General features: G+C 48.5%; 18 protein-coding genes. 1 reads left to right on the top strand and 17 read right to left on the bottom strand.

The window, feature by feature from the left end:
* Positions 1-31: 31 nt before the first annotated feature.
* The 12 genes from B9A22_RS03310 to B9A22_RS03255 form a co-directional block, all read right to left on the bottom strand.
* Positions 32-793 carry a polysaccharide deacetylase family protein gene (locus B9A22_RS03310; RefSeq protein ID WP_084574220.1) on the bottom strand — a complete coding sequence of 254 codons (762 nt, stop codon included), beginning with the start codon at positions 791-793 and terminating at the stop codon, positions 32-34.
* A complete protein-coding gene (gene whiA, locus B9A22_RS03305) occupies positions 786-1,751 on the bottom strand; it encodes a DNA-binding protein WhiA (RefSeq protein ID WP_084574218.1) in 966 nt (321 codons plus the stop codon). Before whiA ends, B9A22_RS03310 begins: the two co-directional genes overlap by 8 nt.
* A 17-nt stretch (positions 1,752-1,768) precedes the next feature.
* The gene (locus B9A22_RS03300; RefSeq protein WP_084574217.1) at positions 1,769-3,124 is read right to left on the bottom strand and encodes a gluconeogenesis factor YvcK family protein; all 1,356 of its coding nucleotides are present in this window, start codon (positions 3,122-3,124) and stop codon (positions 1,769-1,771) included.
* A gap of 165 nt (positions 3,125-3,289) precedes the next feature.
* Complete coding sequence (gene rapZ / locus B9A22_RS03295; RefSeq protein ID WP_084574361.1) at positions 3,290-4,165, bottom strand: RNase adapter RapZ; 876 nt, start codon at positions 4,163-4,165, stop codon at positions 3,290-3,292.
* 175 nt (positions 4,166-4,340) lie between these two features.
* A complete protein-coding gene (locus B9A22_RS03290; RefSeq protein WP_139796142.1) occupies positions 4,341-4,955 on the bottom strand; it encodes a hypothetical protein in 615 nt (204 codons plus the stop codon).
* 72 nt (positions 4,956-5,027) lie between these two features.
* Positions 5,028-6,764 (bottom strand): methyl-accepting chemotaxis protein, encoded by a 1,737-nt coding sequence (locus B9A22_RS03285; RefSeq protein WP_084574213.1) that lies wholly within the window; start codon positions 6,762-6,764, stop codon positions 5,028-5,030.
* Between the two features lie 219 nt (positions 6,765-6,983).
* Positions 6,984-8,672 (bottom strand): putative bifunctional diguanylate cyclase/phosphodiesterase, encoded by a 1,689-nt coding sequence (locus B9A22_RS03280; protein ID WP_176215365.1) that lies wholly within the window; start codon positions 8,670-8,672, stop codon positions 6,984-6,986.
* Positions 8,673-8,687: 15 nt separating this feature from the next.
* The gene (locus B9A22_RS03275) at positions 8,688-9,113 is read right to left on the bottom strand and encodes a response regulator (protein WP_084574209.1); all 426 of its coding nucleotides are present in this window, start codon (positions 9,111-9,113) and stop codon (positions 8,688-8,690) included.
* 101 nt (positions 9,114-9,214) lie between these two features.
* Complete coding sequence (locus B9A22_RS03270) at positions 9,215-10,012, bottom strand: Cof-type HAD-IIB family hydrolase (protein WP_084574207.1); 798 nt, start codon at positions 10,010-10,012, stop codon at positions 9,215-9,217.
* 65 nt (positions 10,013-10,077) lie between these two features.
* A complete protein-coding gene (locus tag B9A22_RS03265; RefSeq protein WP_084574206.1) occupies positions 10,078-10,422 on the bottom strand; it encodes a phage holin family protein in 345 nt (114 codons plus the stop codon).
* Between the two features lie 102 nt (positions 10,423-10,524).
* Positions 10,525-11,046 carry a methylated-DNA--[protein]-cysteine S-methyltransferase gene (locus B9A22_RS03260; RefSeq protein WP_084574204.1) on the bottom strand — a complete coding sequence of 174 codons (522 nt, stop codon included), beginning with the start codon at positions 11,044-11,046 and terminating at the stop codon, positions 10,525-10,527.
* Complete coding sequence (locus tag B9A22_RS03255; protein ID WP_084574202.1) at positions 11,040-12,053, bottom strand: alpha-hydroxy-acid oxidizing protein; 1,014 nt, start codon at positions 12,051-12,053, stop codon at positions 11,040-11,042. The genes B9A22_RS03260 and B9A22_RS03255 overlap by 7 nt, the downstream gene beginning before the upstream one ends.
* A gap of 153 nt (positions 12,054-12,206) precedes the next feature.
* Here B9A22_RS03255 and B9A22_RS03250 point away from each other — a divergent pair, with 153 nt between their 5' ends.
* Positions 12,207-12,746: a DUF3231 family protein gene (locus B9A22_RS03250; protein WP_084574200.1), complete on the top strand. Its 540-nt coding sequence runs from the start codon at positions 12,207-12,209 to the stop codon at positions 12,744-12,746.
* 95 nt (positions 12,747-12,841) lie between these two features.
* On the opposite strand, the gene rd is transcribed toward B9A22_RS03250, so the two are convergent.
* The 5 genes from rd to B9A22_RS03225 all read right to left on the bottom strand — a co-directional run bounded on the left by rd (position 12,842) and on the right by B9A22_RS03225 (position 21,439).
* Positions 12,842-13,000: a rubredoxin gene (gene rd / locus B9A22_RS03245; RefSeq protein WP_084574198.1), complete on the bottom strand. Its 159-nt coding sequence runs from the start codon at positions 12,998-13,000 to the stop codon at positions 12,842-12,844.
* A 287-nt stretch (positions 13,001-13,287) separates the two neighbouring features.
* Complete coding sequence (gene uvrC, locus B9A22_RS03240; protein ID WP_084574196.1) at positions 13,288-15,102, bottom strand: excinuclease ABC subunit UvrC; 1,815 nt, start codon at positions 15,100-15,102, stop codon at positions 13,288-13,290.
* Between the two features lie 15 nt (positions 15,103-15,117).
* The gene (gene uvrA / locus B9A22_RS03235; protein ID WP_084574194.1) at positions 15,118-17,952 is read right to left on the bottom strand and encodes an excinuclease ABC subunit UvrA; all 2,835 of its coding nucleotides are present in this window, start codon (positions 17,950-17,952) and stop codon (positions 15,118-15,120) included.
* A 142-nt stretch (positions 17,953-18,094) separates the two neighbouring features.
* The gene (gene uvrB, locus B9A22_RS03230) at positions 18,095-20,173 is read right to left on the bottom strand and encodes an excinuclease ABC subunit UvrB (protein ID WP_084574192.1); all 2,079 of its coding nucleotides are present in this window, start codon (positions 20,171-20,173) and stop codon (positions 18,095-18,097) included.
* 24 nt (positions 20,174-20,197) lie between these two features.
* A complete protein-coding gene (locus tag B9A22_RS03225) occupies positions 20,198-21,439 on the bottom strand; it encodes a PDZ domain-containing protein (RefSeq protein WP_084574190.1) in 1,242 nt (413 codons plus the stop codon).
* Between the last annotated feature and the right edge of the window lie 60 nt (positions 21,440-21,499).

Here is a 21,499-nt window from a genome sequence, read left to right as displayed (position 1 = left end):
CTCAGCTTAGTTTACCGCAACAGGCTGTTAACTATTTAAAGAATACCGGTGACAGCATTGCGTAGATCTGTGCCCGTAAAAGTCTAAGGCGGAACTCCCATAGACCGTACTTTGGTCTGGGAATATTAACCCGTTTAAGCTGATAGGCATCGTCCTTGGTTGTTCCCAATCCTGGCAGCCCAGTACAGGCTCCGACATAACCTGCCTGTTTTACACCGGTAATAGTATTTGCGTTGTATTGACCAAAGGGGTAGGCTAAAAAATCGACTGGCTTGCCCAGATTAGTTTCAATTACCTGTTTGGACCGTGTTAGTTCATCCATAAGCTTAGGCTGATCAAGATCGCTTAACGCAATATGGCTATAGGTATGGGACCCGATCTCTATTCCTTTCGCCTGCATGAATCTAATCTGATCCCAGGTCAAATATTCAGGCTGACCAACTTGGCCGGCAATGACAAACACAGTAGCTTTCATGCCGTATTTCTCCATAATCGGCAAGGCTGTAAGGCAATTGTCAGCATATCCGTCATCAAAAGTAATAATGACCGGGTTAGGTGGCAGCGGCTGAACGCCGTTTTTGGAAGCAAACAGTTCAGCCAGCGAGATAGCCGTATAACCATGACTAGAAAGGTACCGCATATGTTCTTCAAATTGATCTGGATCAATGCTATATACTTCAGGCACACTGCTGACTTGGTGGTAGGCTAATAGGGGAACGCCGGCGCCTGGCGCTAACAGCCAGAAAACAAATAATAGCATCAGCGCAGCAGCCGCCTTGATTATCCTAATCATTTTTATTAGGCTCATCTGGGGTCAGACAGCTCCCCAGCGACTCCGCAATTTCTCCCAGCTTGCGCAGGCGGTGGTTAATTCCTGATTTACCCACCCGCCCTTCCAGGGCCTCCACCAACTCGGACAAGGTAGCCTCCGGATATGCAAGCCGTGCCTCAGCCACTTCTCTAAGAGGCGGCGACAGCTTGTCAAGCCCCATATTCTGGGCAATAACCTTAATGCTTTCGACTTGGCGAACGGCTGCGTTAACCGTTTTCTGCAGGTTTGCGGTTTCGCAGTTAACAAGGCGGTTAACCTGATTGCGCATGTCTTTGACCACCCGCACATTCTCAAACATCAACAGAGCATTGTGAGCGCCAATGATTTGGAGAAAAGCCGTAATAGCGTTACCGTCTTTTAGGTAGACAATATAGTCATCTTTCCGGTCAGTCAAACGGCCTGGCAGGCTAAGCGACTTCATGATTTTGACTAGCGATTTAGCCAGATCAGCATTGCCTGTAACCAATTCCAGGTGGTAGGAGCCTTCCGGACGATTGACTGAGCCACCGCCCAAAAACGCGCCTCTGAGATACGAGCGGCGACAGCATATTTTCCGGAGAATGGCACTGTCAGACAGGACATTAAGACCATCGAAACGCATGATCCCGAGTGAGGCCAATAATTCGTTAACCCCTGGCGAGGGCACGACCCGTACATGATATGTATTATTTTTTTTCAGACGCCGGCCCCTGGTAACCACCACTTCGGTTTTTACATTGGAGTAGCGTTTGATGAGACCTAGTACTTTGCGGGTGACAGCAGCATTCTCACTGCTAAAGTTAATGCCAAGGTTGGCATTACCACCAATTGACATAGCTCCACCCATCCGGATTAGCGCCGCCAGTTCAGCGGCACAGCAGCAGTTTTGCTCGCCAATTATACGAGCTAGCTCATTTTTTACTTCAGCTGAAAACGACAAGGGCGTCAGTCCTTTGATTAGTCTTTTAATTTTTTGATGCTCTCGGCCATAATATAATAATCTAACAGCCGCATTCGGTCAGAGTTAATTTTAAGGTCATAAACCATTGACATAATTGTCCGCGAAAGCCGCCCTGGGTCATGGCGCACCAGGTTGGTTTCACTGATCAGGTTGGCCTTAATTACCTTGACCCCGAGTGCTTCAATGGCATCAATATCAGGTACAACCGGATATGCACCCTGCTGCGCATAAGTCTCCCGAAGTTCGGGCAATACTTCCTGGACATTGACAACAGCCATGTCAATACACCCTGGACCGGCATGATCAATAATGGCTTTAATGTGGTCAGCAGCACTGTAGCCGTCTGTTTCACCAGGTTGGGTCATCACATTACAAATATAGATTTTAACAGCATCACTTTCGCGCAGCGTCTCGGCAACATCTTTTACTAATAAATTAGGAATTACACTGGTATATAAACTTCCTGGCCCTAAAATGCAGGCGTCAGCGTCACGGATGGCCTCAATCGCCCCCTTGACAGGCATAGCATTTTCGGGCTTGATATATACCTGCTTAATCTTCTTACCTGAGAGTGGAATCTGGGATTCGCCTTGTACTTGGGTGCCATCTGTCATTTCAGCCACCAGCAGTACCCGCTCGGTGGAGGAGGGCAGCACCTGCCCCCGCACAGCCAGTACCTTACTAGACTCTTTGAGTGCCAGTTCTACATCGCCAACAATCTCGGTCATTGCGGCAATAAACAGGTTGCCGAAGCTATGTCCTGCCAACTCGCCGCTGCCGCCAAAACGGTGCTGAAACAGCTTTTCCATAAGCGGCTCGGTATCAGCCAGCGCCACCAGACAATTGCGTAGGTCCCCAGGTGGAATAATGCCAAGATCCTCACGGAGCCGCCCAGATGACCCGCCATCATCTGCCACAGTAACAATAGCTGTTATATTACTGGTAATGCTTTTGATCCCTCTGAGCAGTACCGACAAGCCCGTGCCGCCACCGATAACGGCGATGGCCGGTCCGCGATTTAGTTTGCGCTTTTCAAAAATAATCTCGACAAGTTTATCAGAGCCTTCTGGCACCAGTACGCTGATGACCGACTTAATGATCTGCCGCGTAGCAGCCAGCATAATGCTCATACCTAGAACAATAACAGCAATCCCAGCAACTGTCGTGACAGCATAATAATAATTACCTGTCGTCAGATAAAACAGCCGGAAGATAGCCTCTTCCACTACACCTATATATTTATAGTTAAAAACAATGGCCAGGCCCATGCTGACTAAAATAACGCCTGCCGAAAACAGCAGCAGCCAGCGTTTGAACTTCATACCAGGGTAGAGCCACTTTAAAAAATGCATTTAATCACCCGCATCTATTCAATCTCGAAATAGCTTGCGGCTGGTTATAAATGTCCAGATGCTAGGCGCGATGAGGACGTGACCGGAGTCGTACTGGGAAGTACGTCGGAGGGAACGCCCGCAAGAGCAACAACGCAGATGGGCGTTTAGAACCTGCCGCCCTCATTATTCGATTACGTTATGTTTTATATCCCGATGTTCAACGTTGACCTTGAAGCCCTTGCCTTTGAGATACTCAAAGATCTTCTCGGCGACAAATACTGAGCGGTGAAGACCACCAGTACAGCCAATTGCAATGATCAGCTGGCTTTTACCTTCTTTAACATAGTGCGGAACAAGGAAATCAACCAGCCCTGACAGCTTTTCCATAAACTGCTGGGTTACCGGCCACTTCCAGATGTACTCACCGACCAAAGCCTCTTGGCCGCTTTTACGCCGCAGTGATTCAACATAAAAAGGGTTAGGGAGAAAGCGGACATCCATCACCATATCAGCATCGAGCGGCATGCCATATTTAAAACCAAAGGACACAACTGTCACCGTCATTCGCTCATGTTCACGCTCTTCAGCAAATAGTGCCGTTATCTTGCCTTTAAGCTCGGCGGTTGCCAAGCCGGATGTGTCGATAATATGGTTAGCCCGTCCCCTGATTTGCTCCAAACGGTCACGCTCCCGGCTAATGCCTTCGCTGATACGACCATGCGGTGCCATGGGATGGCGGCGGCGGGTCTCCTTGTAACGGCGGATAATGGTGGAATCAGAGGCTTCCAGAAACAGTATTTCATATAAGAGCCCCTGCTTTTCCATACCTTCAAGCACCTGCAGCAGTGTGTCAAAGAACTCACCACCGCGAATATCAACAACAAGCGCAATTTTGGAAACCTTACCCCCAGACTGGGCGCATAACTCAGCAAATTTAGGGATTAACATCGGCGGCAGGTTATCAACACAAAAGTATCCCAAGTCCTCCATGGCCCGTATAACCTGTGACTTACCGGCGCCTGACATACCGGTAATAATTACCAGGCGAAAGTTATCTATCGTCATTGTGAACACCTCAACTTTTCCTAGCCTTATCTTACTAATAGCCTGTTACAGTCAAAAGCGAGATTGCTTCGCGCTGCTCGCAATGACAATCGCACAGACTATATATATATATTGCTTATTATAACTTAATTATAGGGTAGTATGGGAAAAAAAGCAAAAACAGTTCCCGTCATTTAGAGATCGGGAACTGGATGCCGCCGGCTGCCTTTTTTTTGTCGCCGTATACCCACCATGACACATTTTTGAAAAATGGGCCGTTCATCTGGACAGCCGGACCGTCTTTACTCCAGCCCACGCCCAGGTTAAGCGCCGGTTTTGGGGCAGTAATATTAATGCGCATTTCGCTTTGTTCGGTAACCATCAGCTTGCCGTTTTCAAACTTGCTTTCTTCCTTTACTTCAGCTGGGACAGCAAATTCTTTGCCATTTACTTTGACGAAGATAAGTCCCTGCTTCCGTTCTATTTCCACATCTGTCTTTTCTTGTTCTTTTTTTATCGTCCCGTCAGGCTGCTTTGTCTCAATTGTTTCTTTGGGAATATACACAATTTCTTTAGTGTGTGTATTCTCGCCTTTGACATAGACCACCTGTGTCTCACCAGATTTGGAGGGTTGACCGTTAGTATTTACCGTAATATTGGGGACTGCTGCGATAGGTTGGATATGCGTTATTTTTATGTATTGACGATATTCATAATAGGCAACGCCTAGAGCAACCACCAATACTGACAGCATTATGAAAAACTTCCATTCATGAAGAAAAAAGTCTGTGATTCTCCGTAGCATAGAGTCACCGCCCTTTGGTTTAACATAATTTTGTACTAATACATTATATGTAGAACCAAAGTTAAACGGCACCTATAGCTTAAACTTACTTACAGAGGTATGCAGTTCTTGTGACATCTGCTGGAGACCTTGGCCAGATGCCGCGATTTCCTGCATGGAGGCTGCCTGTTCCTGGCTGGCTGAGGCTACAGTCTGCGTCTGGCCGGCAATATCTTTACTACTGGCTGAGAACGACTCTACCGCAGTCACAATCCGCTGGCTGCCGCCTGCCATCTCCGATATAGCAGCTGATATTTCACGTACCTCTGCCGACATCTTATCAATATGGGTGCTAATTTCAGCAAAAACGCCGCCGGCCGTGCTTACCACCTCGGCTCCCAGCTTTACTTCCCGTGTTCCCGATTCCATAGCCTTAACTGCCAAACTAGTCTCTGCCTGTATCTCGCCGATCAGCCCAGCAATCTGCTTTGCAGACTGGCTGGCTTGTTCGGCAAGTCTGCGCACTTCCTCAGCAACAACGGCAAAACCCCGTCCCTGCTCCCCAGCCCGGGCTGCTTCAATAGCGGCATTCAGCGCTAATAGATTGGTTTGGCTGGCAATCCCGGAAATAGCGTTGACGATTTCACCAATCTGATTAGAGTGCCCGCTTAAATTGGTTATTACGTCGGCCAAACTGTTTACAGTTGCTTCAATATTTTCCATTTGGGTAACAGCCTTGCCAACTGCCTGACTACCAGACTCAGCAGCAGAAGCTGTATTCTGCGATGCGGCCACCACCGCACCGGCGTTGGCGGCTATCTGCTGAATCCCGGCTGCCATTTGTCCGGCAACAGCCAGCGCATCATTAGCCGCCGATAATTGAATCTCTGCGTCTGAGGCGACATGTGCAACTGACTCATCCACTTGACTGGCGGCACGAGCCGAATTTTCCACAACAGCAGCCAAGGTATCTGATGCCGCAGCCACCTGGCTGGCAGAGCCCAGGATTTCCCGAATGGCTGTTTTAAAACGATGCTGCATTGTGTTAAGCGCCGCCGCCAGCTTACTTAATTCATCACCATCATCTACCCGTTTGACGGGAATGCTCAAATCACCTTCGGCTAAACTATTCGCAACTGTCAGCATATTTTCAATTGGCCGGCAAACCATACGGGTGAGCAGTACGCTTAACCCAGCACCAGCAATGATGGCAAACAGAGCAACCAGGGCAGTGATGCCCAAACTTCTGTCCATACCTATATAAGAGCCGTTTACATGCTCATCAACAATGTCTTTATTATCTTGGACCACTTTTGTCAAGATACCGGCAATCTGCTCAGAATAAGGCATAATCCGGCCGGCAATGGCATAAGCTTCGGTCTTCAACAGTTGCGCCTCTACGGCATTTCCCGCAGCCAGCTGCTTATGATAGGCACGAACCACTGGTGCTAAATCGTTGACAATACCATCAGCATGTTTACTTGTCAACTGAATAAGCTTCTGCACATCTGGACGGGAGTTTTCGTCCACAACATCGATAAGCTGGTGTTCCAGCACTACAGTATTACTCATGGACTGCTCCTGCTGCTTGGCAAATTTCTCGTCCCCGTAAGCAATGAAACCACGGGTAGCAGCAACTCCGGTAACAAAGCTTCCCTCGATTTGCATAGCCAGCTGTAACCGCTTATTGGCAGCATCAATTGAGGCCAGGGTTTTACTGAGTGAGTTCAGGGACACGTAAGCTATGCCCCCCAACATAATAATCAAGCCAAGCATGATAGCAAACCCTAGGCTGATTTTAGTACCTATTCGCAATTTTCTAAGCATCATGTGACATCTCCCCCCCAGCCTGACATATACGTATATAAAAAAGACGCTTTTAAGCGAGCATTGCTGCTGCTATACAAAAAGCGTCTTTGCTATACGTATATGTGTTTATTATTTATATTACCAGGTTGTCTGTCACTTGACAAGATACACTTTAGAAATTAATGTCATTATTTTAATCTATTTGTACTATTATCGGATAAAGCAGACCGCCATATAAGTTCACCAACGGCGATCAAGCATATTTTCTACCTGGGCCGCTGGCAACGGACGACTGAATAAAAAACCCTGCATCATATTACAGTGCCTTTCCCGTAAAAACAGCCGTTGTTCAGCTGTTTCTACACCTTCTGCAATAACTTTCAGATTAAGGTTATGCGCTAAAATGATAATGGCTGATACAATTGCTGCATCCTGGGCATCTTGGGTAGCATCCTTAACAAAGATCCTGTCTATTTTGAGTGTGGTAATAGGAAAACGTTTCAAATAACTCAGCGACGAATACCCTGTACCAAAATCATCGATAGCGATCTTGATCCCCATTGCCCCCAGCTCTTTGAGAATAGCAATGGTGTAATCAACATCCTCCAGAGCAATGGTCTCGGTTATTTCCAGTTCTAAATACTCAGGAGCCAATCCAGTATCTATGAGCACTTGACTAACCATACCAGTAAAATTCGGCTGGCGAAATTGACGGCCGGACAGATTCACAGACACCACTACAGGCGGATAGCCGGCATCCTGCCACGCTTTATTCTGGGCGCATGCCGTCCTCAGCACCCACTCCCCAATCGGCACAATCAGACCGGTTTCCTCGGCCAGAGGAATGAAATCTAGTGGCGGCACCAGACCGCGCTTAGGGTGCTGCCAGCGTACAAGCGCCTCGATCCCGGCTGTGCAGCCAACAGTACCATCAATGAGCGGCTGATAATACACTACCAGCTCATTATGGCTAAGCGCCTGCCGCAGGCTGCTTTCCAGCATCATGCGTTCAAGCACGTTCGCGTTCATGCTTTTTGTGTAAAACTGATAACTGGCGCCCCCCTGTTCCTTTGACCGGTACATGGCAGACTCGGCATTTTTCAGCAGCATATCGGCATCCTGTCCATCATCGGGATAGACAGCAATACCTACACTGGCTGCAGGGTGCCAGCTATAGCCATCTAAATCAACAGGCTGACGAATTTCCTCAATCATGCTTTCGGCAATACTGGCAGCTGTTTTGGAACCAGCTAAACCAGGCAGCAGAATGCCAAAAACATCGCCGCCAACCCGCGTAACCACAGTTTGTTCGCCTACACACTTAGTTAGCCTTTCAGCAACAACACGGATAAGCTTATCTCCCAAGCTATGGCCTAATGTGTCATTTACCATTTTAAAGCGGTCAACGCCAACAAATAGCAGCGCCAACATACGGCTGCCCTGCTCGGCTGCCGACAGTGCCATAACAAGACGGTCAATCAATAGCAGCCTGTTAGGTAAACCAGTTGCCGCATCATAATAGGACAAATACTCAATCATTGCTTCGGCACGACCTAACCGGATGGCTGCCCGCAAACCCTGAGATAGGATTTCTGGCGTTAATTTACCTTTTACCAGATAATCGGTGGCACCAGCTTTCATTGAGTCAACAGCCAGTTGTTCGTCTCCCTGGCCTGTTAGAATAATAACAGGCGTTTTAACCCCTGCCGTACGGATAGCCGACAGCACGGCTAATCCACTGTCGCCCGGCAAGCAGTGATCAAGAAAAATGCAGGCATAATCACTTGACAGTGCCTTGCAGAGTCCCTCACAGCCATTGTCTGTTTCGTCAACAAAAATCTCAGCATGTGCAGCTTTAAGCGCTCGCCTGACCATAATCCGGTCAACTTCATCGTCATCTATTAAGAGTATCCGGAGGTCTTCAGCCATCCCCAACATCTCCCCTTATGGCATTTCGCTCAATGTCCAATAGTGATCAAGCGCAGCCATGGTTTCGACAAATTGTTCGAATGATACCGGTTTAATAATATAGCCAGCCACATTAAGCTGGTAAGCAGCAACAACATCGCGTTCTTCATTTGATGTTGTCAGAACAACAACGGTAATCATCTTACACTCCGGATCCTGTCTGATCTCATGCAAGAATTCAATCCCATTCATGCGCGGCATATTAATATCAAGGAGGATTAACCCAGGCCACGGCCTGCTTGACTGGCCGCTCTGCCCGCGCAGCATAGCTAACGCCTCAACACCATCACGGGCTATGTATAAAGGATTACTTAGGTTAATTCTTTTAAAGGCTCGTTTAACATTCATGATATCTACTTCATCATCTTCAACCAACAATATACTCATGGTTTTATCCCGCATAATGAGCCTCCATACCCTTTTGGTATTGAATTCTCAGCGGCGCGAGCAATTTCCTGCTGTATAGTATCGAATTATGCAAATTTAATTTTAGAAACTTCGGATTATCCTAGTACATATTTTTCAATGGCTTCAGCTACGCCATCCGCATCATTTGACAATGTTTCCAGCCGGGCAGCGGCCTTAACCGCAGCACTGGCGTTACCCATAGCAACACCCCAGCCTGCATATTTGACCATATCCAAATCATTGCCACTATCTCCCAGAGCCATGATTTCTTCTTGCTTTATTCTCAGTTTGTCAGCTAAAAATGCCAATGCCCGGCCCTTATTTGCCGCCGGGTCAGTAATTTCCATAAAAGTCGGTTTAGATATCGCTAAATTGAGTTTATTGCCAAATACAGCTTTAAAAGTGTTATATATTTCAATGATGCCTTCCTGCGTCGACATAGTCAGCATCTTTGTCGGCCGTTCTCCACCAGTAAAAAAGGCGTCACCAAGGGCTATAGCAGGAGCACCCGACAGTCTCGAATAGTAGTCAGCATATTGATCGATTTCTTTCACATAGAGTTCGTCGTTCACATATGTCTGGATATACCAGCCATGTTCCCGGCATAATTCAAGCGCCTGCCTGGCAAGTTCCTTGTCAACCGGCTGATGCAGTAGTGTCTCTCCAGATATACTGGATTTAATCAGCGCTCCGTTATAGGTAATAAGCGGTACATCAAGCCCCAGTTGTCTGGCATAAGGGAGGGCCGAGCAATACATCCGCCCTGTGGCGATGGTCACAGTTACCCCCTGCGCCACTGCCTTGCGGATGGCCTCACAGGCCCGTGGTGAAACGGCCAGCTTGCTATCTAATAAGGTATCGTCCAAATCCAAGGCTACCAGTTTTATCGTCATATGATTATCTCCTTTTCCTATAATTAAAAAGGGAATTTTGCTGTTTGCAAAATTCCCACAATTATTTACCTGTCATGTATCACTTTCGATAAAGTGAAACTGCATAACGTCATCAGCAAGATGCCTGTTAACAAGGTTACCGCACCAGAGATTTGAAAACCGGGCAGTGCCTTGACGACCATGAGCGGTGTAAAGATATTGGTCATGACAGTAATACTGCCCAGTGTCAGCATATCAAACGGTAGAGCAGCAATAGCTAACATCGGCCTGATGGCCGCATTAGCCAAGCCGACAATGGCCGCCCCGAGTAATGTCCCTCCCAAGGTATCCACAAAAACCCCTGGAAGTTCAGTTACCACCACAATCAAAATAACTGCATTGATTATAATCCTAAGCAAAAAACCACTCACTGAGTTTACTCCTCCTGCCGCCCTAGACAGTTTTCTAGCCTACAGCCGATAGTATTTATTATATCCCACAGGACAAAATTCCGGCAAGATTTTTTTTATCACTCACTCCGAAGACTCTAACAACAGCAGCGCCTTCTTCATCTCCACCCCGCCCCCAAAGCCAGTAAGACTGCCATTTGAGCCCACAACCCGGTGGCATGGTACAACCAGCGGCGTACGGTTGCTGTGCATGGCACCACCGACCGCCCTGGCGGCCTTGGGACTACCGACAGCCTGAGCAACAGCCTGATAGCTGACAGTGGTTCCATAAGGAATAGCTGCCGTATACTTAAGAACTGATGTCTGAAACAGGCTATAAAACCGCCAGTCGATAGGCACAGCAAAAGACGCAGGGAATCCCTGAAAATATAGTTTGAGTTCGTCAGCTAGTTGCTCTGACCACAGACAGGCGTCATGACCTGCCTCCAGTCGGGCAAACTCTTTAGCGCGAATGTCGGCAAAGGCCAGTTCCTCATCAGGTCGGGGAAAACCCAGCTCCCACAGACCAACATCAGACCATACGGCAGCCACCGGTCCCCATCCGGTAGTAATGATATTGCTATAAAGATTTATCGCTTTTACCATAGAATCTCCACAGGCACATCGTTCACCTGGGCTGTGCCTGTCAACGTCATGGCAGCGCTAAGTTCAGCCTTAAATTTATTTATAATAAACTCCACGCCGTCAATCCCACCGCCTACTGCCCCAATAGCCAGCGGCCGGCCAAGCAGCACGGCGTCAGCGCCCAGGGCTAACATTTTAAGAACGTCAGCACCACTGCGAATACCGCCATCAACCAGCACAGTCATTTTGCCTTTGACCGCCTCGGCAATATAGGGCAGCACTTCAGCCGTGCCAGGTGTATGATCAAGCGCCCGTCCGCCGTGATTGGAGACGACAATCGCGTCCACCCCTGCCTGCCAGCAGGATTCGGCATCGTCTGGGGTCATAATACCTTTGACAATAAACGGAATGGTTGTATTGTTTTTAATATATTCGAGCTCTTGAATCGTTTTGGGACCCACTGGCTGTCCGGCATTGGTCATATTGACAAGCGCAGCAGCGTCAATGTCCATGCCAAAGGCCGGAGCACCAGCAGCAGCAGCCTGTTTGGCCAGTTCAATGACCTTGTCAGTCTCTCGCGGCTTAACAATAGGTATACCCCAGCCCTGCTCACGGACGACAGCAGTCATGCCTGAGTCAAAAATCAAAGGCTTCGGACCGTCACCTGTCATGCCAATAGTACCTGCTTTGCGGCAGCCGCTAATGATGGCCTCGGTATATTCCTCTTCTGTCATGGCACCATTCATATTCATAGCAATGCCGCCGATGGCTGCGCCAATAACCGGCAGTGCCAAATCCAAGCCTAAGATACGACAGGATAAATCAGGATTTTTTACACTATGGACTGTTCTTAAGTTCAGCCGGCACTCAGCCAAGGCTTGTACATTGTGACGAAAGGCAGCACCTGTCCCCAAGCCGCCCATCCCTGGCACTTCACCGGCACAGGCCACTCCGTTACACACAGGACAAAGTCGGCATGCGCCGCAAAACTTTACTTTTGCTGCACCCTTAATGCTATTTATATCCACATTGAGTCCCTCCTGAGTTAGACATTCCTTACCTTTGTTGAATTCCTTTTTTTTATGCTAAAATCCTGCTGTCAGTGTCATAAGTCGAGTATAAAATTTGTCAACTTGCTCATATTACATCTATGCGATTTACTAAATACAGGAGGTAACAAGATGACGGTAATGGATAAAGTCAGCTCACAAACCCGCAACATTATGAATATGATGTTTGACAAAGAACCGCTTAATTACATTGAAGCAGCCGGATTATACGGCATGATCGCACAAGGGCGTTTTAATGTAGCTTTACTCCAGGTTTTGTATAATCATGCCAACGATCCTGAACTCAAAGGCCTCATCAAAGAAGCCATTAACGAGCACACCAAAATGACTGTCAATGAAGCCGAAGATAAGCTGACTGACAGCGACGGTCATACCCCTTCTCTACGTTTTGTCAAACGAAATCTGCATAGTCACCCGCTTACGATTCCTGACGACGCCCACCTGACTGACCAAGAGATAGCCATAGCAGTTGGTACTATGGCTAAAGGCTCGCAAATGGCCCTTCTAACCGCCCTGCACCAATCCTATCAGCTTGACGTAGCCCTGATGTTCCGTAAAGCCTTAGATGACGGCCTGGATTGGGACTACCGCCTCCTTCAACTTATGCTTAACCGCGGCTGGCTGCCACACCTCAAAAAAATAACCCATTAAAAAAAGTCGCGCTTAATCAATTACCCCCTCTTGTTAGTCAGCATGATCTACTGCAACTAACAAGAGGGGGGTAATTAACTGCGCGACTTTTTAGCTTATATCTTCTCGAACTGATCTTTGCCTACACCGCAGACTGGGCATTGCCAATCTTCTGATACAGCCTCAAATGGCGTTCCTGGCTTAACATCATGATCCATGTCGCCCTGATCTGGATCATATACATAACCGCATACCATACACTTGTATTTTTCCATTGACAATCACTCCTTTTTGATAATTGGACTGGATGTTTATATTTTACTATTTATGGAACAACAATGCAAACTAAAAAAATATCAATACTTAGAGACATAAATCATAACTTTAATGTAAAATAAAATTGAGCAGAGATCGCACGCTCTGCTCAATAACCGAATAGGGAGGTGAGATCCATGTGGATTTCCACTATTCTTAAACAAACGCTCTTGTTACCAGCAAGGGCGTTTGTCATGTAAAGCTTACTTTCATTATAACCGCTTTATACTTATTTTAACAATAGTATTTATATATTTTTGTTGCGGAAGAAACTGTACACGGCTTCAGCCGACGGCATATTCATACCTTCAACCTTGGCCAGCTCCGCCACTTCGGCGGCTTTTATTTTAGCCAAACTACCGAAGTGATCCCATAGCGCTTTGCGGCGTTTGGCACCAATGCCCGGAATATGGTCAAGCACTGAGACCAGGTTACGCTTGGAGCGCAGTTTGCGGTGATAGGTGATAGCAAAACGGTGGGCCTCATCACGAATGCGCTGGACCAGATAGAGTGACTGGGAGTGGCGCGGCAGGATGAGTGGTTCGCTGATCCCTTCGCGGAAAATGTGTTCAAATTCTTTGGCAAGGCCGACAACAGTCACATCACTGAGCCCGGCAGCCCGGATAATAGGCAGTGCCGAGCTAAGCTGGCCTTTGCCACCATCAATGATGATTAAGTCAGGGATCGGACCTTTTTCGATAGCTTCGCGGTAACGCCGCCCCACTACCTCCTGCATGGATTTAAAGTCGTCAGGCTTGCCCTCTACTGTCTTGAGCTTATAACGGCGATACTCATTTTTATTAGGCTGACCGCCCTCAAATACGACCATGGAAGCTACCGTTTCCGAGCCCTGAATATGTGAGATATCAAAACACTCAATCCGTTCAGGCGCAGCCGGCAAACCTAAATACTGCCCCAGCTCAGCAGCTGCGCCAGCTGTCTTACCGGCATCAGCCTCCAGCCGCGTAGCCTGCTCTTGTAGCACAGTAGCGGCATTACCTGCCGCCATATTCACTAAATCCTTTTTGGTGCCGCGTTTCGGTGTTTCAACCTGTACCCGGCCGCCTTTAATACTGCTCAGCCAATCGGCTAGCAGATACTGTTCCTCAAGTTCAAGCGGCAGCAGGATTTCCCGGGGAATAAAAGCTGCTTGGCTGTAGTACTGTTTGACAAACGCCTCCAGGATACTCTGATCAATCTCATCCTCACCACCTGTCAGCATAAAGTGGTCACGCCCCACCATTTTGCCGCTGCGGATGAAAAATACCTGGGCACAAATACCGGCAGCTGACCGGGCCAGACCGATGGCATCCTGGTCGCCGCTGCCTGTCACAATATTTTGCTTTTCGATGATCTTCTCAACAGCGGTGAGCTGGTCACGCAGCCTGGCCGCCTGCTCAAACTCCAGCTCCTCAGCCGCATCAGCCATGAGCCGCTTGAGATTTTTAACAACCGCATCGCTGCGTCCTTCGAGAAACAGACCTACAGCTTTAATCATCTCATCGTAGGTTTCTTTATCGATTTTGCCGGCACAAGGCGCCAAACACCGTTTGATATGGTGTTCGAGGCAAGGGCGCTTGGCATCAAGATTCCGGCAGGAACGCAGCGGAAACAGTGTTTTCAGCAGGCGCAATGTCTCGTGTACTGCCCCAGCGCTAGTGTAAGGCCCAAAGTAACGGGCGCCGTCTTTTATTACCTTACGGGTGGCATACACCCGGGGAAAGTCTTCATAGGTTACTTTAATATATGGATAGGTTTTATCGTCCCTGAGGCTGATATTGTACTTAGGTCGATGCTTTTTTATTAGGTTGCACTCTAATATCAGTGCCTCAATCTCAGATGCCGTAATGATATATTCTAAATCGGCAATCCGCGCCACCAATGCCTGAACTTTGGGCGAATGATTGCGGCTGGATTGAAAATATGAGCGTACGCGATTCTTTAGATTGATGGCTTTGCCAACATAGATAATCCGGCCTTTGTCATCTTTCATCAAATAGACGCCAGGCTTATCAGGCAAGAGTGCCAGTTTTTCCTCTATTTCAGGAGATAGTACAGACATGACCGGACACCTCCTTTATTGCCGCGGTCCGCGCGCTAAAATCGGAGCCAAATATTGTCCAGTGTATGACTCAGGTATGGTGACAACTTGTTCTGGTGTGCCTTGGGCAACGATTGTCCCGCCCCTGTGCCCGCCTTCAGGCCCTAAGTCGATAATATGGTCGGCTGTCTTAATGACGTCCAGGTTGTGTTCAATCACCACAACGGTATCGCCGCCATCAACCAGACGCTGCAATACCTCCAGCAGCCGGTGAATATCAGCCGTGTGCAGGCCGGTGGTGGGCTCATCCAGGATATACAGTGTCTTACCGGTGCTGCGGCGGGCCAACTCTGTCGCCAGTTTAATCCGCTGTGCCTCGCCACCTGACAATTGGGTAGCAGGTTGGCCAAGTTTGATATAGCCTAAACCCACATCCTGTAAGACTTGCAGCTTACGGTGAATCTTGGGGATATTCTGGAAAAACTCAACAGCCTCATCAACCACCATATCAAGCACATTGGCAATACTTTTCCCTTTGTAGCGAACCTCTAATGTCTCACGGTTGTACCGGGCGCCTTTGCATACCTCGCAGGGCACATATACGTCAGGTAAAAAATGCATCTCAATCTTGATAATACCGTCGCCTTTACAGGCTTCACAACGGCCGCCCTTGACATTAAAGCTAAACCGTCCAGGTTTATAGCCACGCATCTTGGATTCAGGTGTCTGGCTGAACACCTCCCTGATGTTGTCAAACAAGCTGGTATAGGTAGCCGGGTTAGAGCGCGGCGTGCGGCCAATGGGTGACTGGTCAATATCAATAATCTTATCAATATATTCAAGGCCGCGAAGACCGTCATGCGCTCCTGGCCGGGCGTGGCTGCCACGATACAGCTGACTGGCCAGACCTTTGTATAAAATTTCGTTGACCAAGGTACTTTTGCCTGAACCGGATACACCGGTGACAGCAGTAAATACCCCCAGCGGGAAACGGGCATTCAGCTTTTTGAGGTTGTTTTCCTTAGCCCCAATGACCTCCAGCCATTTGCCGTTAGGCTGACGACGCACAGCCGGTACCGGGATGGCTTTACGCCCGCTCAAATACTGTCCGGTCACTGAATCTTCACTGGCTTTAATTTCTTCCACTGTACCCTGGGCGACAATGGTTCCGCCGCCTGCACCGGCCACTGGGCCAATGTCAATAATATGGTCAGCCGCATACATAGTATCTTCGTCATGCTCAACCACTAAGAGCGTATTGCCAAGGTCTCTCATATGCTTTAGGGTATCTAAGAGCCGGTTGTTATCACGCTGATGGAGACCAATACTGGGCTCGTCCAGGATATAGAGCACCCCTACCAGGCCGGAGCCAATCTGGGTAGCCAGACGGATACGCTGGGCCTCGCCGCCAGAGAGTGTGCCGGCTGCCCGGTCCAGTGTCAGGTAATCTAGGCCGACATTGAGCAAGAAGCCCAGGCGGGCATTGATCTCCTTTAATATTTGATTGGCAATCACAGTCTCGCGCTCGGTAAGCTCAAGGCTGCTAAAGAATTCTTGGGAATCTGCCACAGTCATGCGAGTTACTTCATTAATGTTCTTACCGCCGATCTTAACAGCCAGCGCCTCTGGCTTAAGACGCGCTCCCTTACATGCTGGACATGGCTTTGAACTCATGTATTCTTCGATCTCTTCCCTGGACCAGTCAGAGGTGGATTCACGGTGCCGGCGGGAAAGCATGGGAATAACACCTTCAAAGGTCGAATGATAGGTCTTAGACTCGCCATACATATTTTCATAGCGGAAGGTAAATTTATCCTGGCCTGCGCCCCCGAGAATGATCTCTTTAAGGTTATCAGGCGTCTTTTCCCAGGTATCATACAGCGTGTGGCCATAGTGTTCGAGTACAGCCTCTAATTGACACATAAAATAGGTGTTTGAACTCTTGCTAAGCGGCGCGATTACGCCGTCAATGAAGGACTTGCCTGGATCTGGAATAACCAGTGCCGGGTCAAGCTCCAGATTATTGCCCAGACCGGTGCAGTCAGGGCATGCACCAAAGGGGCTATTAAACGAAAACATCCGTGGCGCAATCTCAGGCAGGCTGATGCCGCAATCAACACAGGCAAAGTTTTGGCTGAACATCATTTCCTTTGTGCCGCCAACATCCACAGTGAGAATGCCGCCGCCGAGATTGAGTGCTGTCTCGATTGAATCTGCCATACGGGCGGCTACGCCCTCACGCACCACAATCCGGTCAACAACTACCTCGATGGTGTGTTTTTTATTTTTCTCAAGCTTAATCTCATCGGTAATATCACGGATTTCGCCGTCCACCCGCACCCGGACATAGCCGTTCTTACGAATGTCTTCCAGAACCTTCTGATGCTCGCCTTTCTTACCCCGCACAACAGGAGCCATGATGCTCAATCGAGCACCATCACCTAAGGCCATTAGTTGGTCAACCATCTGTTCCACTGTCTGCTGACTGATCGGCTTGCCGCACTTCGGGCAAAATGGGCGGCCTGCGCGGGCAAATAATAGGCGAAGGTAGTCATAAATCTCAGTGACTGTACCTACCGTCGAACGTGGATTGCGGCTGGTCGTCTTCTGATCAATCGATATGGCAGGTGACAAGCCTTCGATATAGTCAACATCCGGTTTGTCCATCTGGCCCAAAAATTGGCGGGCATAGGCTGACAGTGACTCAACATAGCGGCGCTGCCCTTCGGCGTAAATGGTATCAAAGGCCAGCGAGGACTTGCCTGAACCGCTCAGACCGGTAATAACGACAAGCTGATCGCGCGGAATCGTTATGTCAATGTTTTTTAAATTGTGCTGTCTGGCACCTTTAACAATAATGCTATCTGTCATTTTTCGGTTCCCTTTCTCGAGGCTACTATATATTAATTGATATTGATTATTCGACTTTTATATTATACCAGTATTTATATTTCAGTGGTAGCATTTCACCGCAATAAAATTATACCCCTTGTCCTTCTCCATCTCAGGCACACTATTTCTTCTGCCGTTTGGCAGACTTGCTGCCTGAAGACGCTTTGGCCTTTGCCGGTCCGGTCCCGGCTTTCTGGCGGAGTTCGACAACCATGTCCCTTAACTCAGCAGCCCGCTCAAACTCAAGCAGTTTGGAGGCCTGACGCATTTCTTTCTCCAGGTTGGCTGCCAGTTCAAGCATGTCGTCGCGGCCCATGTTGCCAATGCGGTCGGCCTTGTAGGCAGCTGGAGTCTCAGCGACTTTGGTGGTTTCGATGAGTTCTTTCACCCGTTTTTCAATTGTCTTAGGGGTTATGCCATGTTTAGCATTATAGGCCATCTGTATCTCACGGCGGCGGTCAGTCTCGCTCATGGCCCGGCGCATAGAATCGGTGATTCTATCGGCATACATAATGACTTTGCCATGCGCGTTACGGGCAGCGCGGCCAATGGTCTGAATGAGCGATGTTTCCGAACGCAGGAAGCCTTCTTTATCTGCATCCAATATGGCCACAAGTGACACCTCTGGCATATCAAGCCCTTCCCGCAGCAGGTTTATACCAATAAGCACATCATGCACCCCAGCGCGCAAATCCCGGATAATCTCTACCCGTTCAATTGTCGCGATATCAGAGTGAAGATAGTTCACCTTGATCCCCATACCCTTCAGGTATTCTGTTAGGTTTTCAGCCATTTTCTTCGTCAGGGTGGTCACAAGCACCCGTTCATTCACTGCTGAACGAAGTTTGATCTCATCAAGCAAGTCATCCATCTGGCCTTTGATGGGTCGGATTTCAATCTCTGGATCGATCAGCCCTGTCGGCCGGATGACCTGCTGTGCTACCTGGTTGGCTAATTTTAACTCATAGGCGGACGGTGTAGCTGATACATAAACAATCTGATTGATCCTGCCATTAAATTCATCAAAGGTCAGCGGACGGTTATCAAACGCCGACGGCAAACGAAAACCATTTCCCACAAGTGATTCCTTGCGTGACCGGTCGCCAGCGTACATGGCTCTAACCTGAGGCAGCGTAACATGGGACTCATCAACTACAATAAGAAAGTCTTCGGGAAAGTAGTCAATTAGCGTAAATGGCGACTCGCCTGGCTGACGCTGAGTGAGATGCCTGGAATAGTTTTCAATGCCTGAGCAGTAGCCCATTTCCAGCATCATTTCCAAATCATATCTGGTGCGCTGGTCTAGGCGCTGCGCCTCCAAGAGCTTACCGTTATCCCTGAGATAAGCCAATCGCTCATCAAGCTCGGCTTCAATATCCTGCACAGCCCGCAGCATGTTTTCCCGTGAGGTGACATAGTGGGAGGCCGGATAAACAGCAATATGTTTGCGCTCGGCAAGAATCTCACCTGTCAGCGTATCGATTTCTAAGATTCGCTCCACTTCATCACCAAATAACTCGACCCTCAGCGCCTTTTCCCCATAGGCTGCCGGAAAAATCTCAACAATATCGCCCCGTACCCGAAAGGTGCCCCGGGTAAAGTTATAGTCATTGCGCTCATACTGGATATCGACAAGCTTGCGCAATATGTCATCCCTGTCTTTTACCTGACCTTGCCTGAGTGACAGCACCAAGCCCCGGTATTCATCCGGCGAGCCCAAACCATAAATGCAGGAAACACTGGCAACAATAATGACATCACGCCGCTCAAACAGCGAGCTGGTAGCCGAATGGCGCAGTTTGTCTATTTCATCATTAATGGAAGCGTCTTTTTCAATATAAGTGTCAGTCTGAGCAATATAGGCTTCAGGCTGGTAGTAGTCATAGTAGCTAACAAAATACTCAACAGCATTATTGGGGAAAAATTCTTTAAACTCGCTGGCCAACTGAGCGGCCAGCGTTTTATTGTGAGCAATGACCAGGGTTGGTTTTTGCACAGCCTCAATGACTTTGGCCATGGTAAAGGTCTTGCCAGTACCGGTGGCGCCCAGCAGTACCTGGGCCATATCGCCACGCTCAATACCCTCAACCAATTGGACAATGGCTGAGGGTTGATCACCTGTGGGCGTAAACGGTGCTTCGACTTTGAAAGGGATACCACCTTCCTGGTGGACGGTATTGAGTTTTGGTACAGTTGCCATAGTTATCTCACCTACGATCTATTCTTATTGCTTCTTAAACTTATCTATAATCCAATCAATGAGTCCATAACGCTCACTTGTCATCTCAGCATAAAACTGCTCATCCCCATCAGGAACCAAAATAACACCCAACCGCCGTTCACCCTGCTTAAACTTGAACTCCTTATGCAGCGCCTTGCCATTTCGTTCAAAAGCTACGCTGAACCGTTCAGGAGCGTGACTAATGGCAGCCGCCAAATCATCGCGGCTGCTAAGCGGCAGGCCAGCCAGGTTTGTAATGATATCCCCTGGTTTGAGTACTTTAGCTGCCGGTGTATCAACAACAGTGTCAAGAACCATTATGCCGTACGACGGCGGAACAAACCGGGGCGGTGCTTCCATTTCGCGGCGGTTATCCAATTGGATGAGCAGTTCATGTCCTACCGGCGATAGTATGGCTGCAAACACTTTCAGCCAGGAGTACTTTGCCGAAAGCAGTGCCAGCGCTAATAGAATGATGCTATATACTGCCAGATTCAGCGCTGACTGCCATCGCCGCTGCTGTGGCAAACTGGCTATAGCCATGTCGGTATAGCCAAGGGCGGCTACAACCGGAGCCATCAGATAAATCCAGGTTGAACCAGCTTGCGGTTCCAAGGCTAATGGCAGCAAGGGCCACCATTCCGGCATTTTAATAATGCCACCAGGCACAGTTTCTGAGGGCACAGCCACAGCCGCCAGGATCATAAGCGGCAGAGGCCAGAAGTTCTGAAGGCTGAACGCACCGACTAAGCGGCCATCTCCCTTTTTGACAATCATTGGCATTGCGCTGTAGCCACCGCTAATGGCAATTAACAGGCTCTCGGTAATATGAAGTACGGCAACAAGCGACAGCACTTGCGGCACATCGACCTCAGGCCAGCCAAATAAGACATTAGCTAAAGCCACCAGGCCACCAGCATAGGCGAAGCACAAAAAGCGCATATTGATCAGCATAAGTGCCAGTGCCACCGGCCAGATGTAACCGAGGCCGAGCTGGTTAAGTTTGACACCAACAAGTGTCAGCAAAAAGCTGCCGACAATACCGCCAATAAGTCCATAAAACCCAGCCATCAGAATCTGCTGAGTCAGGGTATAATTGCAGACGCCAAACATTTGGCGCTGGCGTTTCTGCATCTGCCAGTACTGGTACCCGACCAGAGCAAGAATTAGCCAGAAATTAAAATCAAATACAAGACCTAATGCCCCGCGGATAATGAGTAAAGTAATATCAGACCATGGAAACAAGTTGTCCTCACCTCAAATGAAGATTAGGTTGGTTTATATAGTTATAAACCAACCTAAGAC

This window comes from Sporomusa malonica (genome assembly GCF_900176355.1).
In the GTDB taxonomy this organism is placed as follows: Bacteria; Bacillota; Negativicutes; order Sporomusales; family Sporomusaceae; genus Sporomusa; species Sporomusa malonica.
The sequence above is the reverse complement of the archived record's forward strand: the minus strand, read 5'-3'. Positions and strand labels throughout refer to the sequence as shown.